The sequence below is a fragment of the Marinobacter xiaoshiensis genome (assembly GCF_031631795.1).
GTDB lineage: Bacteria > Pseudomonadota > Gammaproteobacteria > Pseudomonadales > Oleiphilaceae > Marinobacter > Marinobacter xiaoshiensis.
The window spans coordinates 303,769-322,290 of record NZ_JAVMBO010000010.1; the positions used below are offsets into that span (position 1 = coordinate 303,769).

The following is an 18,522-nucleotide window of genomic DNA, read 5'->3' on the forward strand; positions in this document are numbered from 1 at the left end:
TCAGTTTCCTTCTCCGGTGCCAGAGGCATCGTATGCCAGAGAATTTCCTGCCACTGACTCAACCGCGGCAATGATTCGAGAGTAGGTGCCACAACGGCAAAGGTTACCGGTCATGGCAGCAACAATATCGTTCCGGGCAGGTGCCGAATTGGTTGCAAGAAGATGTGCAGCACTCATTATCTGGCCAGACTGGCAATAGCCACACTGGGGCACCCCCTCTGCAATCCATGCTTTTTGCAGGGCGTGCAACTGACCCTCTTCCGCCAAACCCTCTATGGTCGTCACCTCACCACCAACAGCCATCTCTACTGGTGTCGAACAGGAGCGCACTGGCTGCCCATTCAGATGCACCGTGCAGGCACCGCAAAGCCCCACGCCACACCCAAACTTTGTACCCTTGAGCCCAAGTTCGTCACGCAATACCCATAAAAGAGGGGTATCACCCTCAATATCCAGCGACCACTGTTCGCCGTTAACTGTAAGGCTCAGTGCCATGCCTGCTCTCTCCCGCTCTTTTTCCCCGGCTTCTCGCCAGGTTCTTTGTTTTATGTAGTCGGAGGCCGTTTAACTGGCTTGAATATAGGCTTTACTTCACAACCTTTTCGCCGTCTTTATTAACCCAGACTTCGCGCTCACCTTTATTCATCTTTCCTTTAGAATCCCAAATTTCACGATTCTGCGTCTTTTCTTCGAGCTTACCGTTGTCATCCCAGATTACACGGTCTTTGCAGCCCGCCAGCGCGAGAACAACAAATATTATCAATGAGATTTTTTTCATAGAAAACTCCTAAATTCAGTTTGTTACAGCTTTGGTTTCAGCCCCGGTGCACAAAACAAAAAGCGCAGTACTAGCCTGATCCATATAATTCCCGGTTACGCTGTTTTTCCTTATCGCTTTTACGCACCATGACATACACCGCCCCGGTTCCTCCATGGCGCTTTTGGGCCGAATGGAATGCCATTACCGCCAAGAGTTCTGGCAACCATTTGGCGAGATAGCTTTTGAGCTGAGCTATGCCATCAGGATTGCGTTCACCCTTGCCATGAAGAATTATGACGGATCGCAGGCCGTACCGGACACAATCTTCAATAAACTGGTATACCTCTTTGCGGGCTTCCTCAACTGTCATACGATGAAGATCGAGCCTCGCCTCGATGGGATACTGCCCTAGCCGAAGCTTGCGAAAAACACCATTCTGTATACCTGGGCGCTGCCAACTAAGGATATCGTGCGCGGTCAAGGGCTCAACAAAGTCGGCGGTGAGAGGATTGGCATCTTTGAGGGGCTTTTCCACAGCAGAACGTTGGCGCTCCAAATGGCCAGGCGTCAACTCTCGGGGCGAAGTTATCTCTGCCCGATTGGGCTTTCGGATGCGTCTGACATCCTTCATTTCCTCAAGAAAACTGAGGCGATCATTTTTGGTAATCATGGCCGTGCTTTCAATAACCTGCTGAATGAATAGACCTTACCACCCGCCAGTCCTTCCATAAAGAAAGCTGGGGGATTACTCGTAGTTGCTCCACGCATTTTAAGAGCGGTCGCAGATTCGACCAAAATCGTAGGGTGGAGACGCGGTCCAGTGTTCTACACTGTAAACTCACAATAATAACGAAAGAGCGGAACGGCCATGGCAGCTTCCAACCAGGACAATACACGACCGCAGAATACCCGCTCCATTATGGTCTTCCTGCAAGCACATGCACCCTTCTCCAACATGGACGATGACCACCTCGCGCACTTTGCAGAACACGCCACGCTGCGTTTCTATGCCGATGGTGATGTTGTTCTCGCTGCAGAAGATGGTGTTGTTAACAGATTCTACGTTGTTAAACAGGGACGGATTCGCGGCGAACGCCATAATGACAAAGCCGACAAAACCGAGACCACCTTCGAAATAAGTATTGGCGAGTGCTTTCCTCTGGCGGCCATTGTAGGCGAACGGCCCACCCGGACACTGCATCGCGCGGCCGGAGACACCTTCTGCCTGAGCATCGAACAGGATGCCTTTATTACCCTGATATCCGAAAGCGAGCCCTTCCGTGACTTTTGTTTGCGTGGCGTAAGCAGTCTGCTCGACCAAGTGAACCAGCGCATACAAACCGGCGCAATGGCATCAATGGGCTCCAGCATATCCCTGAGCACCCCTCTAGACCGTTATGCGCTTCGCAATCCGATTGTATGTACGCCGGATTTGCCTGTGCGTAAAGCTGTTGCCAGGATGCATGAGAATAACGTTGGCAGCATTGTTATCACTGATGATAACCGGCACCCCGCCGGGATTTTCACCCTCCGGGACCTGCGCACCATGATTGCAGAAGACACCTGCTCTCTGGATGCCCCGGTACGCCAGATCATGACAAAAGATCCTTGCTGTCTGCCCGCAACGGCAGATGCTTTTGCCGCAGCCATGCTAATGGCAGAACACCATTTTTCGCACCTGTGCCTGGTGGACGAGAATAACTGCTTGATTGGAATGGTATCCGAGCGAGACCTGTTTTCCCTGCAGCGAGTGGATCTGGTTAGCCTGGCCAGAACAATTGGCACCGCAACCCACTTGAGAACTCTGGTTAGCCTGCGCACAGACGTTTCACGACTGGTAGATGCCATGCTGGCCCACGGTGCTGATTCAGGGCAAGTTGTGAAGATCATAACCACGCTTAACGACGTTACTGTGCGCCGTGTGCTTGAGCTTAACATCAAGAAAAATGACCCGGGCATACCCTTTACCTGGCTCACATTCGGCAGTGAGGGCCGGCAAGAGCAAACTCTGCTGACCGACCAGGACAACGGCATCCTGTTTCAGACGCCTGACGGCATGACGGAAGATCAGGTGCGGGAAAAGCTGCTGCCATTTGCCCGGGTCGTTAACGATGAGCTTGCAGAGTGCGGATTCACTCTGTGCAAAGGCAACATCATGGCCAGCAACCCAAAGTTGTGCCTGAGCGACCGCGAATGGGACGACTGGTTCGTCCGGTTCATAGACGCCTCCACCCCACAAAACCTTGTGTATTCATCCATCTTCCTGGATATGAGGGCCATTTATGGCCCAACAGACTCGCTGGATGAACTCCTCGATAAAGTGCTCACTAGAATCCAGAAAAACGCCCTGTTCCAGAAAATGCTGGCAGGCAACGCATTTCAGAGGAAGCCACCGCTAACCATGTTCCGCAATTTTCGTTATGTCACGGACGGCAAAAAGCGCAGTCTCGATTTGAAGCGCCAAGGCCTTGCGCCTTTTGTGGAGTCAGTACGCGTGTTTGCCTTGGCCAATGGAGTAAAAAGCGCAAACACACTTGAAAGAATGGACGACCTTACGAAAGCAGGCGTTTTCGATGCAAAAGATGCTAACGCATGGAAAGATGCCTACAGCCTCATACAGGCTATCCGCATGCGTTCCCATCAGGAAATGCTGGAGCGCGGAGACGAACTCACCAACTACATAGATCCGGACGATCTGAATCCGCTGGACAGGCGAATTCTCCGTGAGTCTTTCCGGCAGGCCCAACGCCTGCAACAGAAACTCGAAGTTACCTATCAACTCTGAACCCAGGCCGCCGTCCCATGTTGGAACAGATCAAGCAGTGGATTGAACGCCGCCGCGGTGGCCAGACTGGCAACATTGCGCCAGAGAAGACACCCAACCCCAAAGTCCCCGGGGATCAACTGCTCTCAGAGTGCCGCCTGATAGTACTGGATCTAGAGACCACAGGCTTGAATGCAAGCAAGGATGAGGTCATTGCCGTTGGTGCAGTGGCCATCAACGGAGGGGCTATAGATCTCAGCGACCAATTCGATCTGATTTTGCGGCGCCCTGAACTGGACATAACCGAGACAGTACTGATTCACGGCATCGGGCCGGAAGCTCTCACTCAAGGCCACGAAACCGAGGACGCATTACTGTTTTTGCTGGAATGGATGAACGGTGATCCGGTGCTCGCATATCACTCTGCATTTGATCAAAAGTTTTTGGAGAAAACCCTGAAAGCTGAGCTCGGCTATACCCGAAACCACACTTGGATGGATGTGGCAGATCTGTTACCTGCATTCTTTCCGGACGCCCTCACCGGAGGCAAGGGGCTTGATCACTGGGCAGACTTTTTTGGCCTTGAGGTCAGTGCCAGACACCATGCTGCTTCCGATGCCCTGGCGACTGCCGAGTTAACCCTCATCGCGCTGAACAAGGCCCATAAAAGCGGCTTGAAAACCCTGAAGGAGCTGCATGATAAACTACGCTACCATCGCCGACTGCAAAGCATTCACGGGGTGTGATTGCGCCAGCCGCCCTTTCTGAAACCGACGCTTACGACCGCAAACAACCCAAAATTAGACTTTTTGCCAATATCTATATGTCACCTTCCCGGTAGAGTCAGTCAAGAGAACAAGTAGGGGAAGTACTAATATGAATAATAAACTCTCTGGCTCTCTCAGCTCACAAAATACCCACTGCAGACAAACAACAACAAGACAGGAGTAATCCTATGTCAGGTCATAGCTACGATGCTGAAAAGTACTGGAAGGCGAACCTTCGCCTTATATTAGGGAGCCTGATTGTCTGGGCTCTGGTCTCATACGGTTTTGGAATCGTTCTGCGCCCTATGCTTTCAGGTATCCCAATCGGCGGAACCGATTTGGGTTTCTGGTTTGCCCAACAGGGTTCTATTCTCACGTTCATTGGACTCATCTTCCACTACGCGTGGCGCATGAACAGGCTCGATAAACAATTCGGCGTGGACGAGGAGTAAGCGTATGAGCCAATTTGCAATCAACATCATGTTTGTAGGTGGGTCCTTCCTCATCTACATACTCATTGCTGTCTGGGCCAAGGCCGGAAGTACAAAAGACTTCTACGTTGCTGGCGGCGGCGTTCACCCTATTACGAACGGCATGGCTATTGGTGCCGACTGGATGTCTGCGGCATCCTTTATTTCCATGGCAGGTATTATTGCCGCCAGTGGCTACGCAAGCTCCGCCTACCTGATGGGCTGGACTGGTGGATACGTTCTGCTAGCCATGCTACTTGCACCTTACTTGCGTAAATTCGGCAAGTTTACGGTTCCGGAATTTATCGGCGATCGTTTCTACAGCAAAAAAGCTCGTCTGGTTGCTGTAATCTGCCTGATTGTTGCCTCCCTGACGTACGTAATCGGCCAGATGGCTGGTGCCGGCGTGGCTTTCTCTCGCTTCCTGGAAGTTGACTCCACAACAGGCTTGATGATTGCTGCTGTCGTTATCTTCATCTATTCCGTACTCGGCGGGATGAAAGGTATCACCTACACCCAGGTTGCCCAGTACTGCGTATTGATCGTTGCCTATACGATTCCAGCTGTATTCATTTCCTTCCAGTTGACCGGCAACCCAATTCCGGCACTGGGCCTGTTCTCAACACACCTTGATTCTGGCATGCCGATTCTCGACAAGCTGAACCAGGTTATTACTGATGTTGGTTTCAGCGAGTATTCTGCTGATGTTGACAGCCACCTCAACATGGTTCTGTTCACCCTGACCCTGATGATCGGTACAGCAGGCCTTCCTCACGTTATCATCCGCTTCTTCACAGTTCCGAAGGTTGCTGATGCGCGCTGGTCTGCTGGCTGGGCTTTGGTGTTCATCGCCTTGCTGTACCTGACAGCACCTGCGGTTGCATCCATGGCTCGACTGAACTTGATGACAACCGTATACCCGGATGGCACTGCAGCCGAACCCATTAAATATGAAGACCGCCCACAGTGGGTTAAGGAATGGGAAGTTACTGGCCTGATCAAGTTCACAGACAAAAACGAAGACGGCCGCATCCAGATGTACAATGATGCATCCGACGCCCCCGGCACAGCGTTCCAGGCTAAGGCGGAAGCTCGTGGCTGGAAAGGCAATGAGCTTGATGTGAACCGCGACATCATCGTACTCGCCAACCCCGAAATCGCTAACCTCCCTGGCTGGGTTATCGGCTTGATTGCTGCGGGTGGCCTTGCTGCCGCACTATCAACAGCGGCGGGCCTCCTGTTAGCCATATCTTCGGCAGTGAGCCATGACTTGATCAAAGGCTCAATCAATCCGGGCATCACGGATAAAGGCGAACTGCTGGCAGCCCGTATCTCCATGGCTATAGCAATTGTTGTTGCAACCTACCTCGGTGCCAATCCACCCGGGTTTGCAGCTCAGGTTGTAGCGCTGGCTTTCGGTATCGCGGCAGCCTCACTGTTCCCCGCTCTGATGATGGGCATATTCTCCAAGCGTATTAACAATACCGGTGCTATTGCGGGCATGTTGAGCGGTTTGGTGTTCACCCTTTCGTATATCTTTGTGTACAAAGGATGGTTCTTCATTCCAGGCACAGCTAACCTTGCGGACACGCCTGCAAACTGGGTATTGGGAATCTCTCCCCTGTCGATCGGTGCTATTGGTGCACTGGTTAACTTTGCGGTAGCCTTCGTTGTATCCAATGCAACTGATGAGCCGCCCGTTGAGATTCAGGAGCTGGTTGAAAGCGTTCGTTACCCACGCGGTGCCGGACAAGCTCAAGACCACTAAGTAATACTCTGGCCTGATTGACTCAACGAGTTGTCAGGTTGTTCTGGACGGGCTTCCTCAATGAGGGAGCCCGTTCTTTTTTAAGGAAAATATTTTATGTTCTGGACTCTTGTCGCCACCGTTTTTTGCGGGCTGGGTGCCGCTGGTATTGCTTTAGGCATCCGGGTCGCAACCCGCAATATGGCGCCTAAATGGATAATTCCGGTATTTGCCGGCATCGGTATGCTTGGTTATTTGATTTACGGAGAATACACCTGGTTTGACCACAAGCAATCGCGCCTGCCTGATGAAGCCGTAGTCGTTAGCACTGAGCGGAAAGGCATCTTCTGGCGCCCATGGTCTCTGGTCTATCCTTATGTAACTGCGTTTTCTACGGTGGACACAAACAGCATCGGCCGGGGAGATACCAGCAATCCGAATATCGTCAGATTTACACTGTATCGCTTCGAACAGAAGATAACGGATGCCGTTTCTCACAGGGTACATATCATTAACTGTGCGACTCGCGAGCTCGTTCCTCTCGGCTCAGACGGAACACCGCGAATAGACAACCTCAAGGTCCTGGAGAGGAGTGACGAACTTTATTCAACGGTATGTTCCAGCTGACATTCTGGTATTAAGACCTGGTAACCCGCCCTACCTGACGGAAACAAAGAAATATGATTAGTGTCTGGCTGCTGGTTTTAATTTCCATCACCTACATATCTATCCTGTTTATCATCGCTTGGGCGGGTGATAAGCATCCAGGACTTTATAGCCGGCGCTTCGCCAGAACGCATGTTTATTCGCTGTCTTTGGCCGTCTATTTTACTTCCTGGACATTCTATGGAGCCGTAGGCCGAGCCACTCAAGAAGGCCTGGGTTTTCTGCCTATCTACCTGGGCCCCTTGCTGGTCTTTGTATTCGGTGCGCCACTGCTGAGACGTATCATTTATATTAGCAAGCGCAACAACAGCACCTCTATCGCAGACTTTATTGCTTCTCGCTATGGCAAGTCCCAGCTGCTAGCCGCCATGATTGCGGCCTTTGCGCTGATTGGCAGCGTGCCATACATCGCACTGCAGCTGAAAGCCATCGCAATGGGCTTTAGTGTGCTGTCCAACACTGGCACAGGTAGCCAGGAGTTAAGCACAGCAGCCTGGAGCGACGCGGCCTGGTACATTACCCTCGCGCTAACTGCATTTACCGTTCTTTTTGGCACTCGTCATTTGGAATCTACAGAGCACCACCGCGGCATGATTCAGGCCGTGGCATTTGAATCACTGATCAAACTTATTGCCTTTGTAGCTGTTGGGCTATTCGTTGGGTATGGGCTTTATAATGGCTTTGGCGACTTGGTAGGTAATATAAAGGAAGCCGACCTGACCGGCATTCTTACAACCGATGGCCTTGAAGCGCCTGCGTTCATCACCCAGACACTCGTTGCCATGCTTGCCATTATCTGTCTGCCAAGACAGTTCCACGTAATGGTAGTCGAGAACGCCGATCACCGGGACTTCGAAGTCGCTCGCTGGGCAATGCCCGTCTATCTCATTGTGGCCAGCGCCTTTGTTCTGCCCATTGCAGCCGCTGGTCTTTTGGCGCCAGAAGCAATTGCAAGTAACCCGGACATTCTCATTCTGCAGCTACCAATTATGGCCGGCAAAGAGTGGCTGGCGATTCTCGCGTTCCTCGGCGGCGGCTCAGCAGCTGCTGCCATGGTTATCGTTTGCTCCGTTGCCATCGCCACCATGGTAAGCAATGAAATCATCATGCCTGCCCTGCTGAAGTTCTTCCGTCCCAGGATGAACCGGCAAGCCGACCTGAGTTCTCTGCTATTGGGTATTCGCAGAGTGGCTATTTTTGTGGTTCTGCTGACGGCTTATGGTTTTTACCGTATGGCGGGAGAAGATTACAGCCTGACCTCGTTCGGACTTTTATCTTTCGCTGCAGCCGCCCAATTTGGGCCTGCTTTGGTAGGCGGTATTCTGTGGCGGCGCGGAAATGCCACCGGCGCAGCTTGGGGGCTGGGCCTGGGATTTCTTATATGGTGCTACACTCTTTTGCTTCCCGCCTTGGCATCAACAGGCTGGTTTAGTGATTCACTCATTAACGAAGGTATATGGGGACTAAGCTGGACCAGACCGACCGCTCTTTTCGGACTGGACCTCGACGAGACCAGCCACGGAATTATCTGGAGCTTGGGCACAAACACTCTGGTTTACGTGCTGCTTTCACTGGTAACCCAGCAAAGAGTGCGCGAGAAAATACAGATTGCCTCATTCTTTCAGGACCCGCATCCAAAAGGCGATACGGTCCATCACCAAAGCTGGCAAGGTGAAATACTCACATCAGACCTGCAAGCACTTAGCGACAGGTTTATGGGTGAGGAGCGCTCTGAGACCATTTTTCATAATTATGAGCGCCGCAATGCAGTGAGGCTGCATCTGCATCGCCCTGCATCCTCCCACCTGATGAAATATGTAGAACGCCAGCTTGCGTCGGTGATTGGGGCATCTACAGCCAGGGTTGTGCTGGAATCGACCCTCACGGGCCGCGACATGCAGATCGAAGACGTGGTCAGCATCGTTGATGAAGCCTCGCAAGCCATGACTTTCAGCCGGGAACTGCTGCAATCGGCTATTGAGAATATCAGTCTTGGCGTATCAGTGGTAAACCAGCAGCAGCAAGTAGTGGTCTGGAATCAACGCTACCTTGAGCTTTTCAGCTATCCGAAAGGGTTTGTGAAAGCCGGTAGGCCTGCAGAAGACCTGATGCGGTATAACCTGACGAACGTCCACCTGCCAGCACGGCGTATTGATGAAATCATCTCCGACCACTACGCCAGCATGCGCGAAGGCAAACGCATATCCTATGAGCGTCAGAGGCCTGACGGAACCGTCGTCAAGATAGATGGCAGCCCAATCCCCGGTGGCGGCTATGTCACGACATTTCAGGATATTACAGCCATGCGCCGTACTGAGCAGGCCCTGAAAGAGACCAACACCTATCTTGAACAGCGTGTCAAAGAACGAACTCAGGAACTGCAGGTAATCAACGAGCAGATGCTCAAAGCCAAGTCGGTTGCTGAGAAGGCGAACCAAAGTAAAACCCGCTTTCTGGCCGCCGCCAGTCACGACCTCCTGCAGCCCCTCAATGCCGCTCGCCTTTTTACTTCAGCACTTGCTGGCAAAGCCACCAGCACTGAGATAGGAGAACTTGTTGATCACATCGACAGTTCACTCGGTGCAGCAGAAGAGATCATCAGCACCCTCCTTGATATTTCCAAACTCGACGCAGGCGCTCTGGAACCAGACCTTGGTGCTTTTCCGGTTAACGATATTATGCGCCACCTGGCAACTGACTTTACAGCGATTGCAGAGGACCAAGGCCTAAAGCTGCATGTAGTACCTAGCACCGCATGGATATACTCAGACGCAAAACTGCTCAGACGGGTGATACAAAACTTCCTTTCCAACGCAATTCGCTATACGACGAAAGGTAAAATCCTGATGGGATGCAGGCGCCTGAAAGGTTACCTGCGCATAGAGGTTTGGGATACAGGCCCGGGTATACCGGAAGACCAGCTAACCCTGATTTTCGAGGAATTCCGCCGCTTTCAGCATGGAAAGGACAAAAAAGGTTTAGGCCTGGGTTTAGCAATCGTCGACCGTATCAGCGGAATGTTGGACTACCCTGTAAGTGTGCAATCAGTGCAGGGCAAAGGCAGTGTCTTTGCAGTAACCGTTCCACTTGCGCAGGCCGGCGAGGCTCACCAAGCCACAGAGAAGATTACCGCAAAAACCTCTCGCCGCGTTTCCAGTCTTGGTGGCCTGAACGTTCTCTGCATCGATAACGACCCTGCAATACTGCAGGGAATGGTCGCCTTATTAGGAAACTGGGGGTGCGATATCACACCTGCTGAGAGCCTGGAAAATGCCTTGGAAAAGCTAGAAGGCAGGACGCCCGACATTATACTTGCGGATTACCAGCTTGATGACGATAAAAACGGGCTGGACGCAATGGATTCCATACGCGAATCGGTTCAACACGACGTACCAGGCATTCTCATAACAGGGTATATGGCTCCGGAAGTGCGGGAGGATGCTATTGATCGTGGTTATCAGATCCTCTATAAACCGGTTAAACCCGCAGCTTTGAGAGCTATGGTGAATAAGTTACTGAAACAGAAACGCTCATGAGTGATCCCAACGAAAATGTTTTTGGAAAGCTGTCTTACCTGGTCGTTGACGACTTTGAGAACTTCAGGATCTCTATGCGTCATATGCTTCGCAGCTGCGGTGCAGATAATGTTGAGCTGGTGGCCCATGCCAAACCCGCCATTGAATATTGCACCTACAACCACGTTGATGTAGTGCTCTGTGACTATAACTTGGGCAAGGGCAAAAACGGCCAACACATTTTAGAGGAGCTGCGTCATAAAAAGCTTTTGAAAAGGTCCTCCCTGTTTCTCATGGTCACGTCGGAGTCATCCAGAGAAATGGTAATGGGCGCCCGAGAATACCAACCAGATGCCTACCTCACGAAGCCAATCAACCACGCAATGCTGGAAAAGCGTCTTAGCAGCCTGATAAGTCAACGCAACGCTTTACTCCCGATCAACCGCGAAATAGACCGGGAAAATTATCCGGAAGCCATTTCGCTTTGCAATGCAGCCCTCTCGCGACTACCGCGGTACAAAACATGGTTAATGAAAACCTTGGGAGAACTCTATTTCCTGTTAGGGGATCTATCCTACGCAATCAAGGTGTATGACGAGGTTCTTTCCCAGCGCGAACTTTCATGGGCCCGAGTCGGACGCAATAAAGTGCTCCTTGCGAACCATCGCTACGACGAAGCAGTTGAAAGCTTGCGAAAATTGATTAAGAGCCACCCGGACTATATGGAGGCCTACGACCTTTTGGCAGAGGGACTGGAACGTCAAAACCGCTCAGGGCAAGCCCAGAACGTTCTGGAACTGGCAACAACCCGCTCCCCAAACGCCCTGCTTCGTCAAAAGCACTTGGCGGAGCTGGCAGAAGCCAATCAGGACATGGAAACAGCTACAGAAGCATGGCGGCAAACGGTTCGTCTTGGTGCTCACTCCATTCATCACAGTCCCGACCACCATATAGCACTAGCTCACGCGCTTTGCGACCTGAGCGATGGTGATACGGATGAAGGGAGCCAAGCATTAGCACATGAAGCCATATCAGTTCTTGCCAGCATGGAAAGACAGTTTTCGGAAAGTAAAACCCTTGAACTTCATAGCCTGGTTATCCAATGCAGAATACAGGCAGGACGCGGGGAAGTGGAGAAAGCTAATTCAATGCTGGAAAGCATCAGCGAGAGGCTAAGCGAGATTCACCCACTGGAGTTGGAGATGGGGCTGGACTACGCAAAAACCTTGTATCGCCTGGACAACGTAAGGGAGGCAAAAACGCTGCTGGCACGCCTACACGAAAGCTATGGTGAAGATCCTGAAGCAGCCAGAAAGATCGAAAGCCTGTTAGACGAACCCGTCAGCTTTCGCATGAAGATCAAAGCCCGCGGCCTTAACCGGGAGGGGATCGCAGCTTTCGAATCCGGAGCACTTAAAGAGGCAGAGGAAACCTTCTCTAAAGCACTTGAGATAATTCCAGATCACCCCGCCCTTAACCTGAATCTGATACAGGTCTTAATCAAACAACATGAAGATACCGGCTCGATCGACAAGCTGACTGATCGCTGCCAGCAACATATTAGTCGTTTGGATGATCTTCCTGAGCAGCATGGGCAATACAGGCGCTACCTGGCTCTACAACGAAAACTGAAGGCACTAACCCTATGAAAAACCGAAACATCGACTTTTCTATGGTTCTCGCTCTGGCGGTACATGATATGAAAAACTCGCTGGGGATGCTGCTCAACTCACTGGACGAACTTCGAGCAGAAAATGAAGCAAAGCTTACCGAGTCCTCAAAGTTTAATACTCTCCAATACGAAGCTGAGCGAATACACAACGATCTGGTACAGCTTCTGGGAATATACCGGCTAGGCGAAAATAACCTGTCAGCCCATATAGAAGAACATTCCGTTTCTGAGTTTTTGTCTGAACACCTTGCCAGGCATACACCGCTTCTGGAGGGGTTGGGAATTGAGTGCTCTATTGAGTCCGACGATATAAACGGTTTCTTTGATACAGATCTACTTACAGGGGTCCTGAACAACACCATCAACAACGCTATACGGTATACAAAGAGCGAGATCAAACTAACTGCAGCCGAACGTGAAGGTTACCTTGTAATCCGGGTAGAAGACGATGGAGAGGGATACCCCGAAAGTATGCAACATACAGGGACCCTTAGCTTCAAGTCTTTAGATTTTAATACAGGAAGTACCAGCCTTGGTCTCTTCTTCGTATCTGCTGTCGCCAACCTTCATAGCGAAGGAGATCGAAAGGGCTACATCAAGCTCCACAATGGCGGTGAATTGGGTGGTGGTGTTTTCGAGATATGGCTTCCTTAAGTGTTTTTTTAACTATTTCAATAAGTCCGAGCTATCTGATTTATTTCAGGCATAAAAAAACCCCAGCTTCGCAAGAAGCTGGGGTTTGGACTTAAGAGTCTGACGATGACCTACTCTCACATGGGCAAATGCCACACTACCATCGGCGCAGGCCTGTTTCACTTCTGAGTTCGGGATGGGATCAGGTGGTTCCAAGCCGCTATGGTCGTCAGACAAAACGGTTGATCACTGGGGGACGGGATAGAACGAGTGTGATGATGATTTTTTCGACGTTATCCAGACAATTGTCTTGGGTGTTATATAGTCAAGCCGCACGAGCAATTAGTATCGGTTAGCTCAACGCCTCGCAGCGCTTACACACCCGACCTATCAACGTCCTGGTCTTGAACGGCTCTTTAGGGACCTCGAGGGTCCAGGGAGATCTCATCTTGGAAGGGGCTTCCCGCTTAGATGCTTTCAGCGGTTATCCTGTCCGAACATAGCTACCGGGCAGTGCCACTGGCGTGACAACCCGAACACCAGAGGTTCGTTCACTCCGGTCCTCTCGTACTAGGAGCAACTTTCCTCAAATCTCCAACGTCCACGGCAGATAGGGACCGAACTGTCTCACGACGTTCTAAACCCAGCTCGCGTACCACTTTAAATGGCGAACAGCCATACCCTTGGGACCGGCTTCAGCCCCAGGATGTGATGAGCCGACATCGAGGTGCCAAACACCGCCGTCGATGTGAACTCTTGGGCGGTATCAGCCTGTTATCCCCGGAGTACCTTTTATCCGTTGAGCGATGGCCCTTCCATACAGAACCACCGGATCACTATGACCTACTTTCGTACCTGCTCGACGTGTCAGTCTCGCAGTTAAGCGGGCTTGTGCCATTACACTAACCGTACGATGTCCGACCGTACTTAGCCCACCTTTGTGCTCCTCCGTTACGCTTTAGGAGGAGACCGCCCCAGTCAAACTACCCACCACACAATGTCCTCGATCCCGATAAGGGACCAGAGTTAGAACCTCAAACATGCCAGGCTGGTATTTCAAGGTTGGCTCCACGCAAACTGGCGTTCACGCTTCAAAGCCTCCCAGCTATCCTACACAAACATATTCAAAGTTCACTGTGAAGCTATAGTAAAGGTTCACGGGGTCTTTCCGTCTAGCCGCGGATACACCGCATCTTCACGGCGATTTCAATTTCACTGAGTCTCGGGTAGAGACAGCGCCCCCATCGTTACGCCATTCGTGCAGGTCGGAACTTACCCGACAAGGAATTTCGCTACCTTAGGACCGTTATAGTTACGGCCGCCGTTTACCGGGGCTTCGATCAAGAGCTTCGCACGAATGCTAACCCCATCAATTAACCTTCCGGCACCGGGCAGGCGTCACACCGTATACGTCCACTTTCGTGTTTGCACAGTGCTGTGTTTTTAATAAACAGTCGCAGGGGCCTGGTATCTTCGACTGGCTTCTGCTCCGTCCGCGAGGAACTTCACATACCACCAGCGTGCCTTCTCCCGAAGTTACGGCACCATTTTGCCTAGTTCCTTTACCCGAGTTCTCTCAAGCGCCTTGGTATTCTCTACCTGACCACCTGTGTCGGTTTGGGGTACGGTCTCGAATAGCCTGAAGCTTAGAAGATTTTCCTGGAAGCAGGGCATCAATGACTTCGCTCCCGTAAAAGGGTGCTCGTCGTCACGTCTCAGGATTGTGGATCCGGATTTGCCTAAACCCACTCCCTACACGCTTAAACCGGGACAACCGTCGCCCGGCTCACCTAGCCTTCTCCGTCTCTCCATCGCAGCTATCCAAGGTACGGAAATATTAATCCGTTTCCCATCGACTACACCTTTCGGTCTCGCCTTAGGGGCCGACTCACCCTGCGCCGATTAGCGTTGCGCAGGAACCCTTGGTCTTCCGGCGTGCGGGTTTTTCACCCGCATTGTCGTTACTCATGTCAGCATTCGCACTTGTGATACCTCCAGCAAGCTTCTCAACTCACCTTCGCAGGCTTACACAACGCTCCCCTACCCCGCATACAAAGTATGCAGCCGCAGCTTCGGTATCCAGTTTGAGCCCCGTTACATCTTCCGCGCAGGCCGACTCGACTAGTGAGCTATTACGCTTTCTTTAAAGGATGGCTGCTTCTAAGCCAACCTCCTAGCTGTCTGAGCCTTCCCACATCGTTTCCCACTTAACTGGAATTTGGGGACCTTAGCTGGCGGTCTGGGTTGTTTCCCTCTTCACGACGGACGTTAGCACCCGCCGTGTGTCTCCCGGATAGTACTCACAGGTATTCGGAGTTTGCATCGGGTTGGTAAGTCGGGATGACCCCCTAGCCGAAACAGTGCTCTACCCCCTGTGGTATTCGTCCGAGGCGCTACCTAAATAGCTTTCGGGGAGAACCAGCTATCTCCGGGCTTGATTAGCCTTTCACTCCGATCCACAAGTCATCCCCTGGCTTTTCAACGACAGTGGGTTCGGTCCTCCAGTTGATGTTACTCAACCTTCAACCTGCTCATGGATAGATCGCCCGGTTTCGGGTCTATGCCCAGCGACTAAATCGCCCTATTCAGACTCGGTTTCCCTACGGCTCCCCTAAACGGTTAACCTCGCCACTGAACATAAGTCGCTGACCCATTATACAAAAGGTACGCCGTCACAGAACAAGTCTGCTCCGACTGCTTGTACGCATACGGTTTCAGGATCTATTTCACTCCCCTCACAGGGGTTCTTTTCGCCTTTCCCTCACGGTACTGGTTCACTATCGGTCAGTCAGGAGTATTTAGCCTTGGAGGATGGTCCCCCCATATTCAGACAGGATACCACGTGTCCCGTCCTACTCGATTTCACTAGACTCAGGTTTCGGATACGGGGCTATCACCCACTATGGCGGCACTTTCCAGAGCCTTCTCCTACCAGTTGTCTAGCTTAAGGGCTAGTCCCCGTTCGCTCGCCGCTACTTAGGGAATCTCGGTTGATTTCTTTTCCTCGGGGTACTTAGATGTTTCAGTTCCCCCGGTTCGCCTCTTACACCTATGTATTCAGTGCAAGATACCCGACCGAAATCGGGTGGGTTTCCCCATTCAGAAATGTCCGGATCACAGCTTGTTTGCCAGCTCCCCGAACCTTATCGCAGGCTTCCACGTCTTTCATCGCCTCTGACTGCCAAGGCATCCACCGTATGCGCTTAGTTGCTTGACTATATAACCCCAAGACAACTGATCACTGATGACACAGAAGACTGACACCTAACCGAAGTTAAGCGACAATGTTCCAGGAACATTCAGAGACAGTCACTCGAAGTCATACACAACCACTTCAACGACAACACCGGATAACGCTTGAAAAAATCGCTATCACATTGAACACATTCTCTCGGAGATAATGAGAAAATGTCTTCGTGTTCTATCTCGTCCAATTTGTTAAAGAGCAAATCTGACCCAGTGATCAGAAAGAAGGATTTCAAACTTCACAGCGTTGAAACACTTGTTTCTGTACACTGACCGAAGTCAGGTGACCAAGTAATATTTGGTGGAGCTAGGCAGGATCGAACTGCCGACCTCCTGCGTGCAAGGCAGGCGCTCTCCCAGCTGAGCTATAGCCCCCAAAAGCTATCTCGTAAAATCGTGTAGATCTAGGCGTGTTCGGACGCCGCATAGCCTGCTATGCAAGTTCGGACACAACGACGAGCTACGCGATTTTGGTGGGTCTGGGTGGACTTGAACCACCGACCTCACCCTTATCAGGGGTGCGCTCTAACCACCTGAGCTACAGACCCGGTTTTGCTTGCCACAGACAAGCCAAGTCGGGCCTGAAAGACCCTTGCTCTCTTTATCAATCAACCAAGTAATTCGTGTGGACTCTGACCGAAGCTTCGACTTCGTTTAAGGAGGTGATCCAGCCCCAGGTTCCCCTAGGGCTACCTTGTTACGACTTCACCCCAGTCATAAACCACACCGTGGTAATCGTCCTCCCGAAGGTTAGACTAACTACTTCTGGTGCAATCTACTCCCATGGTGTGACGGGCGGTGTGTACAAGGCCCGGGAACGTATTCACCGTGACATTCTGATTCACGATTACTAGCGATTCCGACTTCACGGAGTCGAGTTGCAGACTCCGATCCGGACTACGATACGTTTTGTGAGATTAGCTCCCCCTCGCGGGTTTGCAACCCTCTGTACGTACCATTGTAGCACGTGTGTAGCCCTGGCCGTAAGGGCCATGATGACCTGACGTCATCCCCACCTTCCTCCGGTTTGTCACCGGCAGTCTCCCTAGAGTTCTCAGCATTACCTGCTAGCAACTAGGGATAGGGGTTGCGCTCGTTACGGGACTTAACCCAACATCTCACGACACGAGCTGACGACGGCCATGCAGCACCTGTGTCAGAGTTCCCGAAGGCACCAATCCATCTCTGGAAAGTTCTCTGCATGTCAAGGCCAGGTAAGGTTCTTCGCGTTGCGTCGAATTAAACCACATGCTCCACCGCTTGTGCGGGCCCCCGTCAATTCATTTGAGTTTTAACCTTGCGGCCGTACTCCCCAGGCGGTCAACTTAGTGCGTTAGCTGCGCCACTAAGGATTCAAGATCCCCAACGGCTAGTTGACATCGTTTACGGCGTGGACTACCAGGGTATCTAATCCTGTTTGCTCCCCACGCTTTCGCACCTCAGTGTCAGTGTTGGTCCAGGTAGCCGCCTTCGCCACTGGTGTTCCTTCCTATATCTACGCATTTCACCGCTACACAGGAAATTCCACTACCCTCTACCACACTCTAGCCGAGCAGTTCGAAGTGCCGTTCCCAGGTTAAGCCCGGGGCTTTCACATCTCGCTTACTCAACCACCTACGCGCGCTTTACGCCCAGTAATTCCGATTAACGCTTGCACCCTCCGTATTACCGCGGCTGCTGGCACGGAGTTAGCCGGTGCTTCTTCTGTGAGTAACGTCAATCCTTAAAGGTATTAGCTTTAAGGCCTTCCTCCTCACTGAAAGTGCTTTACAACCCGAAAGCCTTCTTCACACACGCGGCATGGCTGGATCAGGGTTTCCCCCATTGTCCAATATTCCCCACTGCTGCCTCCCGTAGGAGTTCGGGCCGTGTCTCAGTCCCGATGTGGCTGATCATCCTCTCAGACCAGCTACGGATCGTCGCCTTGGTGAGCCATTACCCCACCAACTAGCTAATCCGACTTAGGCTCATCCAATAGCGCAAGGTCCGAAGATCCCCTGCTTTCCCCCAAAGGGCGTATGCGGTATTAGCAGCCGTTTCCGACTGTTGTCCCCCACTACTGGGCAGATTCCTAAGCATTACTCACCCGTCCGCCGCTCGTCAGCGGGTAGCAAGCTACCCCTGTTACCGCTCGACTTGCATGTGTTAAGCCTGCCGCCAGCGTTCAATCTGAGCCATGATCAAACTCTTCAGTTTAAATCATATTAAGATCCGAAGACCTTATAACCTTTGCTCAAGACAAAACTCAATTTTCGACGAGTCGCTTGCCTTGGTATTTCTTG

Annotated in this window: 11 protein-coding genes, 2 tRNA genes and 3 rRNA genes; 8 read left to right on the forward strand and 8 right to left on the reverse strand. The window is 51.7% G+C overall.

Annotated elements, in window-relative coordinates; translation table 11 throughout:
* The 3 genes from RKA07_RS08995 to smrA all read right to left on the reverse strand — a co-directional run bounded on the left by RKA07_RS08995 (window position 1) and on the right by smrA (window position 1,430).
* Complete coding sequence (locus tag RKA07_RS08995; protein WP_310966159.1) at window positions 1-495, reverse strand: (2Fe-2S)-binding protein; 495 nt, start codon at window positions 493-495, stop codon at window positions 1-3.
* A gap of 91 nt (window positions 496-586) precedes the next feature.
* Entirely contained in the window at window positions 587-778 is a 192-nt protein-coding gene (locus RKA07_RS09000; protein WP_200204134.1) for a membrane lipoprotein lipid attachment site-containing protein, read from the reverse strand.
* 70 nt (window positions 779-848) lie between these two features.
* The gene (gene smrA, locus RKA07_RS09005; protein WP_200204132.1) at window positions 849-1,430 is read right to left on the reverse strand and encodes a DNA endonuclease SmrA; all 582 of its coding nucleotides are present in this window, start codon (window positions 1,428-1,430) and stop codon (window positions 849-851) included.
* Between the two features lie 198 nt (window positions 1,431-1,628).
* Between smrA and RKA07_RS09010 the strand changes: the two genes are divergently transcribed.
* The 8 genes from RKA07_RS09010 (at window position 1,629) to RKA07_RS09045 (ending at window position 13,015) form a co-directional block, all read left to right on the forward strand.
* Window positions 1,629-3,545, forward strand: coding sequence for a putative nucleotidyltransferase substrate binding domain-containing protein (locus tag RKA07_RS09010; protein ID WP_200204130.1), 1,917 nt, complete (start codon window positions 1,629-1,631; stop codon window positions 3,543-3,545).
* A 17-nt stretch (window positions 3,546-3,562) separates the two neighbouring features.
* On the forward strand, window positions 3,563-4,270 hold the full coding sequence (locus RKA07_RS09015) for a 3'-5' exonuclease (protein WP_200204121.1): 708 nt from the start codon (window positions 3,563-3,565) through the stop codon (window positions 4,268-4,270).
* Between the two features lie 209 nt (window positions 4,271-4,479).
* Window positions 4,480-4,743 (forward strand): DUF4212 domain-containing protein, encoded by a 264-nt coding sequence (locus RKA07_RS09020; protein WP_310966160.1) that lies wholly within the window; start codon window positions 4,480-4,482, stop codon window positions 4,741-4,743.
* 4 nt (window positions 4,744-4,747) lie between these two features.
* Window positions 4,748-6,529 (forward strand): sodium:solute symporter family protein, encoded by a 1,782-nt coding sequence (locus tag RKA07_RS09025; protein WP_200204117.1) that lies wholly within the window; start codon window positions 4,748-4,750, stop codon window positions 6,527-6,529.
* A gap of 96 nt (window positions 6,530-6,625) precedes the next feature.
* A complete protein-coding gene (locus tag RKA07_RS09030) occupies window positions 6,626-7,135 on the forward strand; it encodes a hypothetical protein (protein WP_200204115.1) in 510 nt (169 codons plus the stop codon).
* Window positions 7,136-7,188: 53 nt separating this feature from the next.
* Entirely contained in the window at window positions 7,189-10,710 is a 3,522-nt protein-coding gene (locus RKA07_RS09035) for a hybrid sensor histidine kinase/response regulator (RefSeq protein ID WP_310966161.1), read from the forward strand.
* Window positions 10,707-12,338, forward strand: coding sequence for a tetratricopeptide repeat-containing response regulator (locus tag RKA07_RS09040; protein WP_200204102.1), 1,632 nt, complete (start codon window positions 10,707-10,709; stop codon window positions 12,336-12,338). Before RKA07_RS09035 ends, RKA07_RS09040 begins: the two co-directional genes overlap by 4 nt.
* Window positions 12,335-13,015 carry a sensor histidine kinase gene (locus tag RKA07_RS09045; RefSeq protein WP_200204100.1) on the forward strand — a complete coding sequence of 227 codons (681 nt, stop codon included), beginning with the start codon at window positions 12,335-12,337 and terminating at the stop codon, window positions 13,013-13,015. The genes RKA07_RS09040 and RKA07_RS09045 overlap by 4 nt, the downstream gene beginning before the upstream one ends.
* A gap of 97 nt (window positions 13,016-13,112) precedes the next feature.
* Here the strand turns inward: RKA07_RS09045 and rrf are convergent.
* The 5 genes from rrf to RKA07_RS09070 all read right to left on the reverse strand — a co-directional run bounded on the left by rrf (window position 13,113) and on the right by RKA07_RS09070 (window position 18,436).
* Window positions 13,113-13,228: ribosomal RNA gene (gene rrf, locus RKA07_RS09050) — 5S ribosomal RNA — on the reverse strand.
* An 87-nt stretch (window positions 13,229-13,315) separates the two neighbouring features.
* A 23S ribosomal RNA gene (locus RKA07_RS09055) occupies window positions 13,316-16,211 on the reverse strand.
* A 328-nt stretch (window positions 16,212-16,539) separates the two neighbouring features.
* Window positions 16,540-16,615, reverse strand: a tRNA-Ala gene (locus RKA07_RS09060).
* Between the two features lie 96 nt (window positions 16,616-16,711).
* Window positions 16,712-16,788 (reverse strand) — tRNA-Ile (locus tag RKA07_RS09065).
* A 107-nt stretch (window positions 16,789-16,895) separates the two neighbouring features.
* A 16S ribosomal RNA gene (locus RKA07_RS09070) occupies window positions 16,896-18,436 on the reverse strand.
* Together the 16S, 23S and 5S rRNA genes with 2 tRNA genes alongside form the textbook arrangement of a ribosomal RNA operon.
* Window positions 18,437-18,522: the final 86 nt, after the last annotated feature.

Excerpts from the sequence above, each read along its gene's own strand:
- smrA (WP_200204132.1), bottom strand. The coding sequence starts at position 1,430 with ATGATTACCAAAAATGATCGCCTCAGTTTTCTTGAGGAAATGAAGGAT.
- RKA07_RS09040 (WP_200204102.1), top strand. The coding sequence starts at position 10,707 with ATGAGTGATCCCAACGAAAATGTTTTTGGAAAGCTGTCTTACCTGGTC.
- RKA07_RS09010 (WP_200204130.1), top strand. The coding sequence starts at position 1,629 with ATGGCAGCTTCCAACCAGGACAATACACGACCGCAGAATACCCGCTCC.
- RKA07_RS08995 (WP_310966159.1), bottom strand. The coding sequence starts at position 495 with ATGGCACTGAGCCTTACAGTTAACGGCGAACAGTGGTCGCTGGATATT.
- RKA07_RS09020 (WP_310966160.1), top strand. The coding sequence starts at position 4,480 with ATGTCAGGTCATAGCTACGATGCTGAAAAGTACTGGAAGGCGAACCTT.
- RKA07_RS09045 (WP_200204100.1), top strand. The coding sequence starts at position 12,335 with ATGAAAAACCGAAACATCGACTTTTCTATGGTTCTCGCTCTGGCGGTA.
- RKA07_RS09030 (WP_200204115.1), top strand. The coding sequence starts at position 6,626 with ATGTTCTGGACTCTTGTCGCCACCGTTTTTTGCGGGCTGGGTGCCGCT.
- RKA07_RS09025 (WP_200204117.1), top strand. The coding sequence starts at position 4,748 with ATGAGCCAATTTGCAATCAACATCATGTTTGTAGGTGGGTCCTTCCTC.
- RKA07_RS09035 (WP_310966161.1), top strand. The coding sequence starts at position 7,189 with ATGATTAGTGTCTGGCTGCTGGTTTTAATTTCCATCACCTACATATCT.
- RKA07_RS09015 (WP_200204121.1), top strand. The coding sequence starts at position 3,563 with ATGTTGGAACAGATCAAGCAGTGGATTGAACGCCGCCGCGGTGGCCAG.
- RKA07_RS09000 (WP_200204134.1), bottom strand. The coding sequence starts at position 778 with ATGAAAAAAATCTCATTGATAATATTTGTTGTTCTCGCGCTGGCGGGC.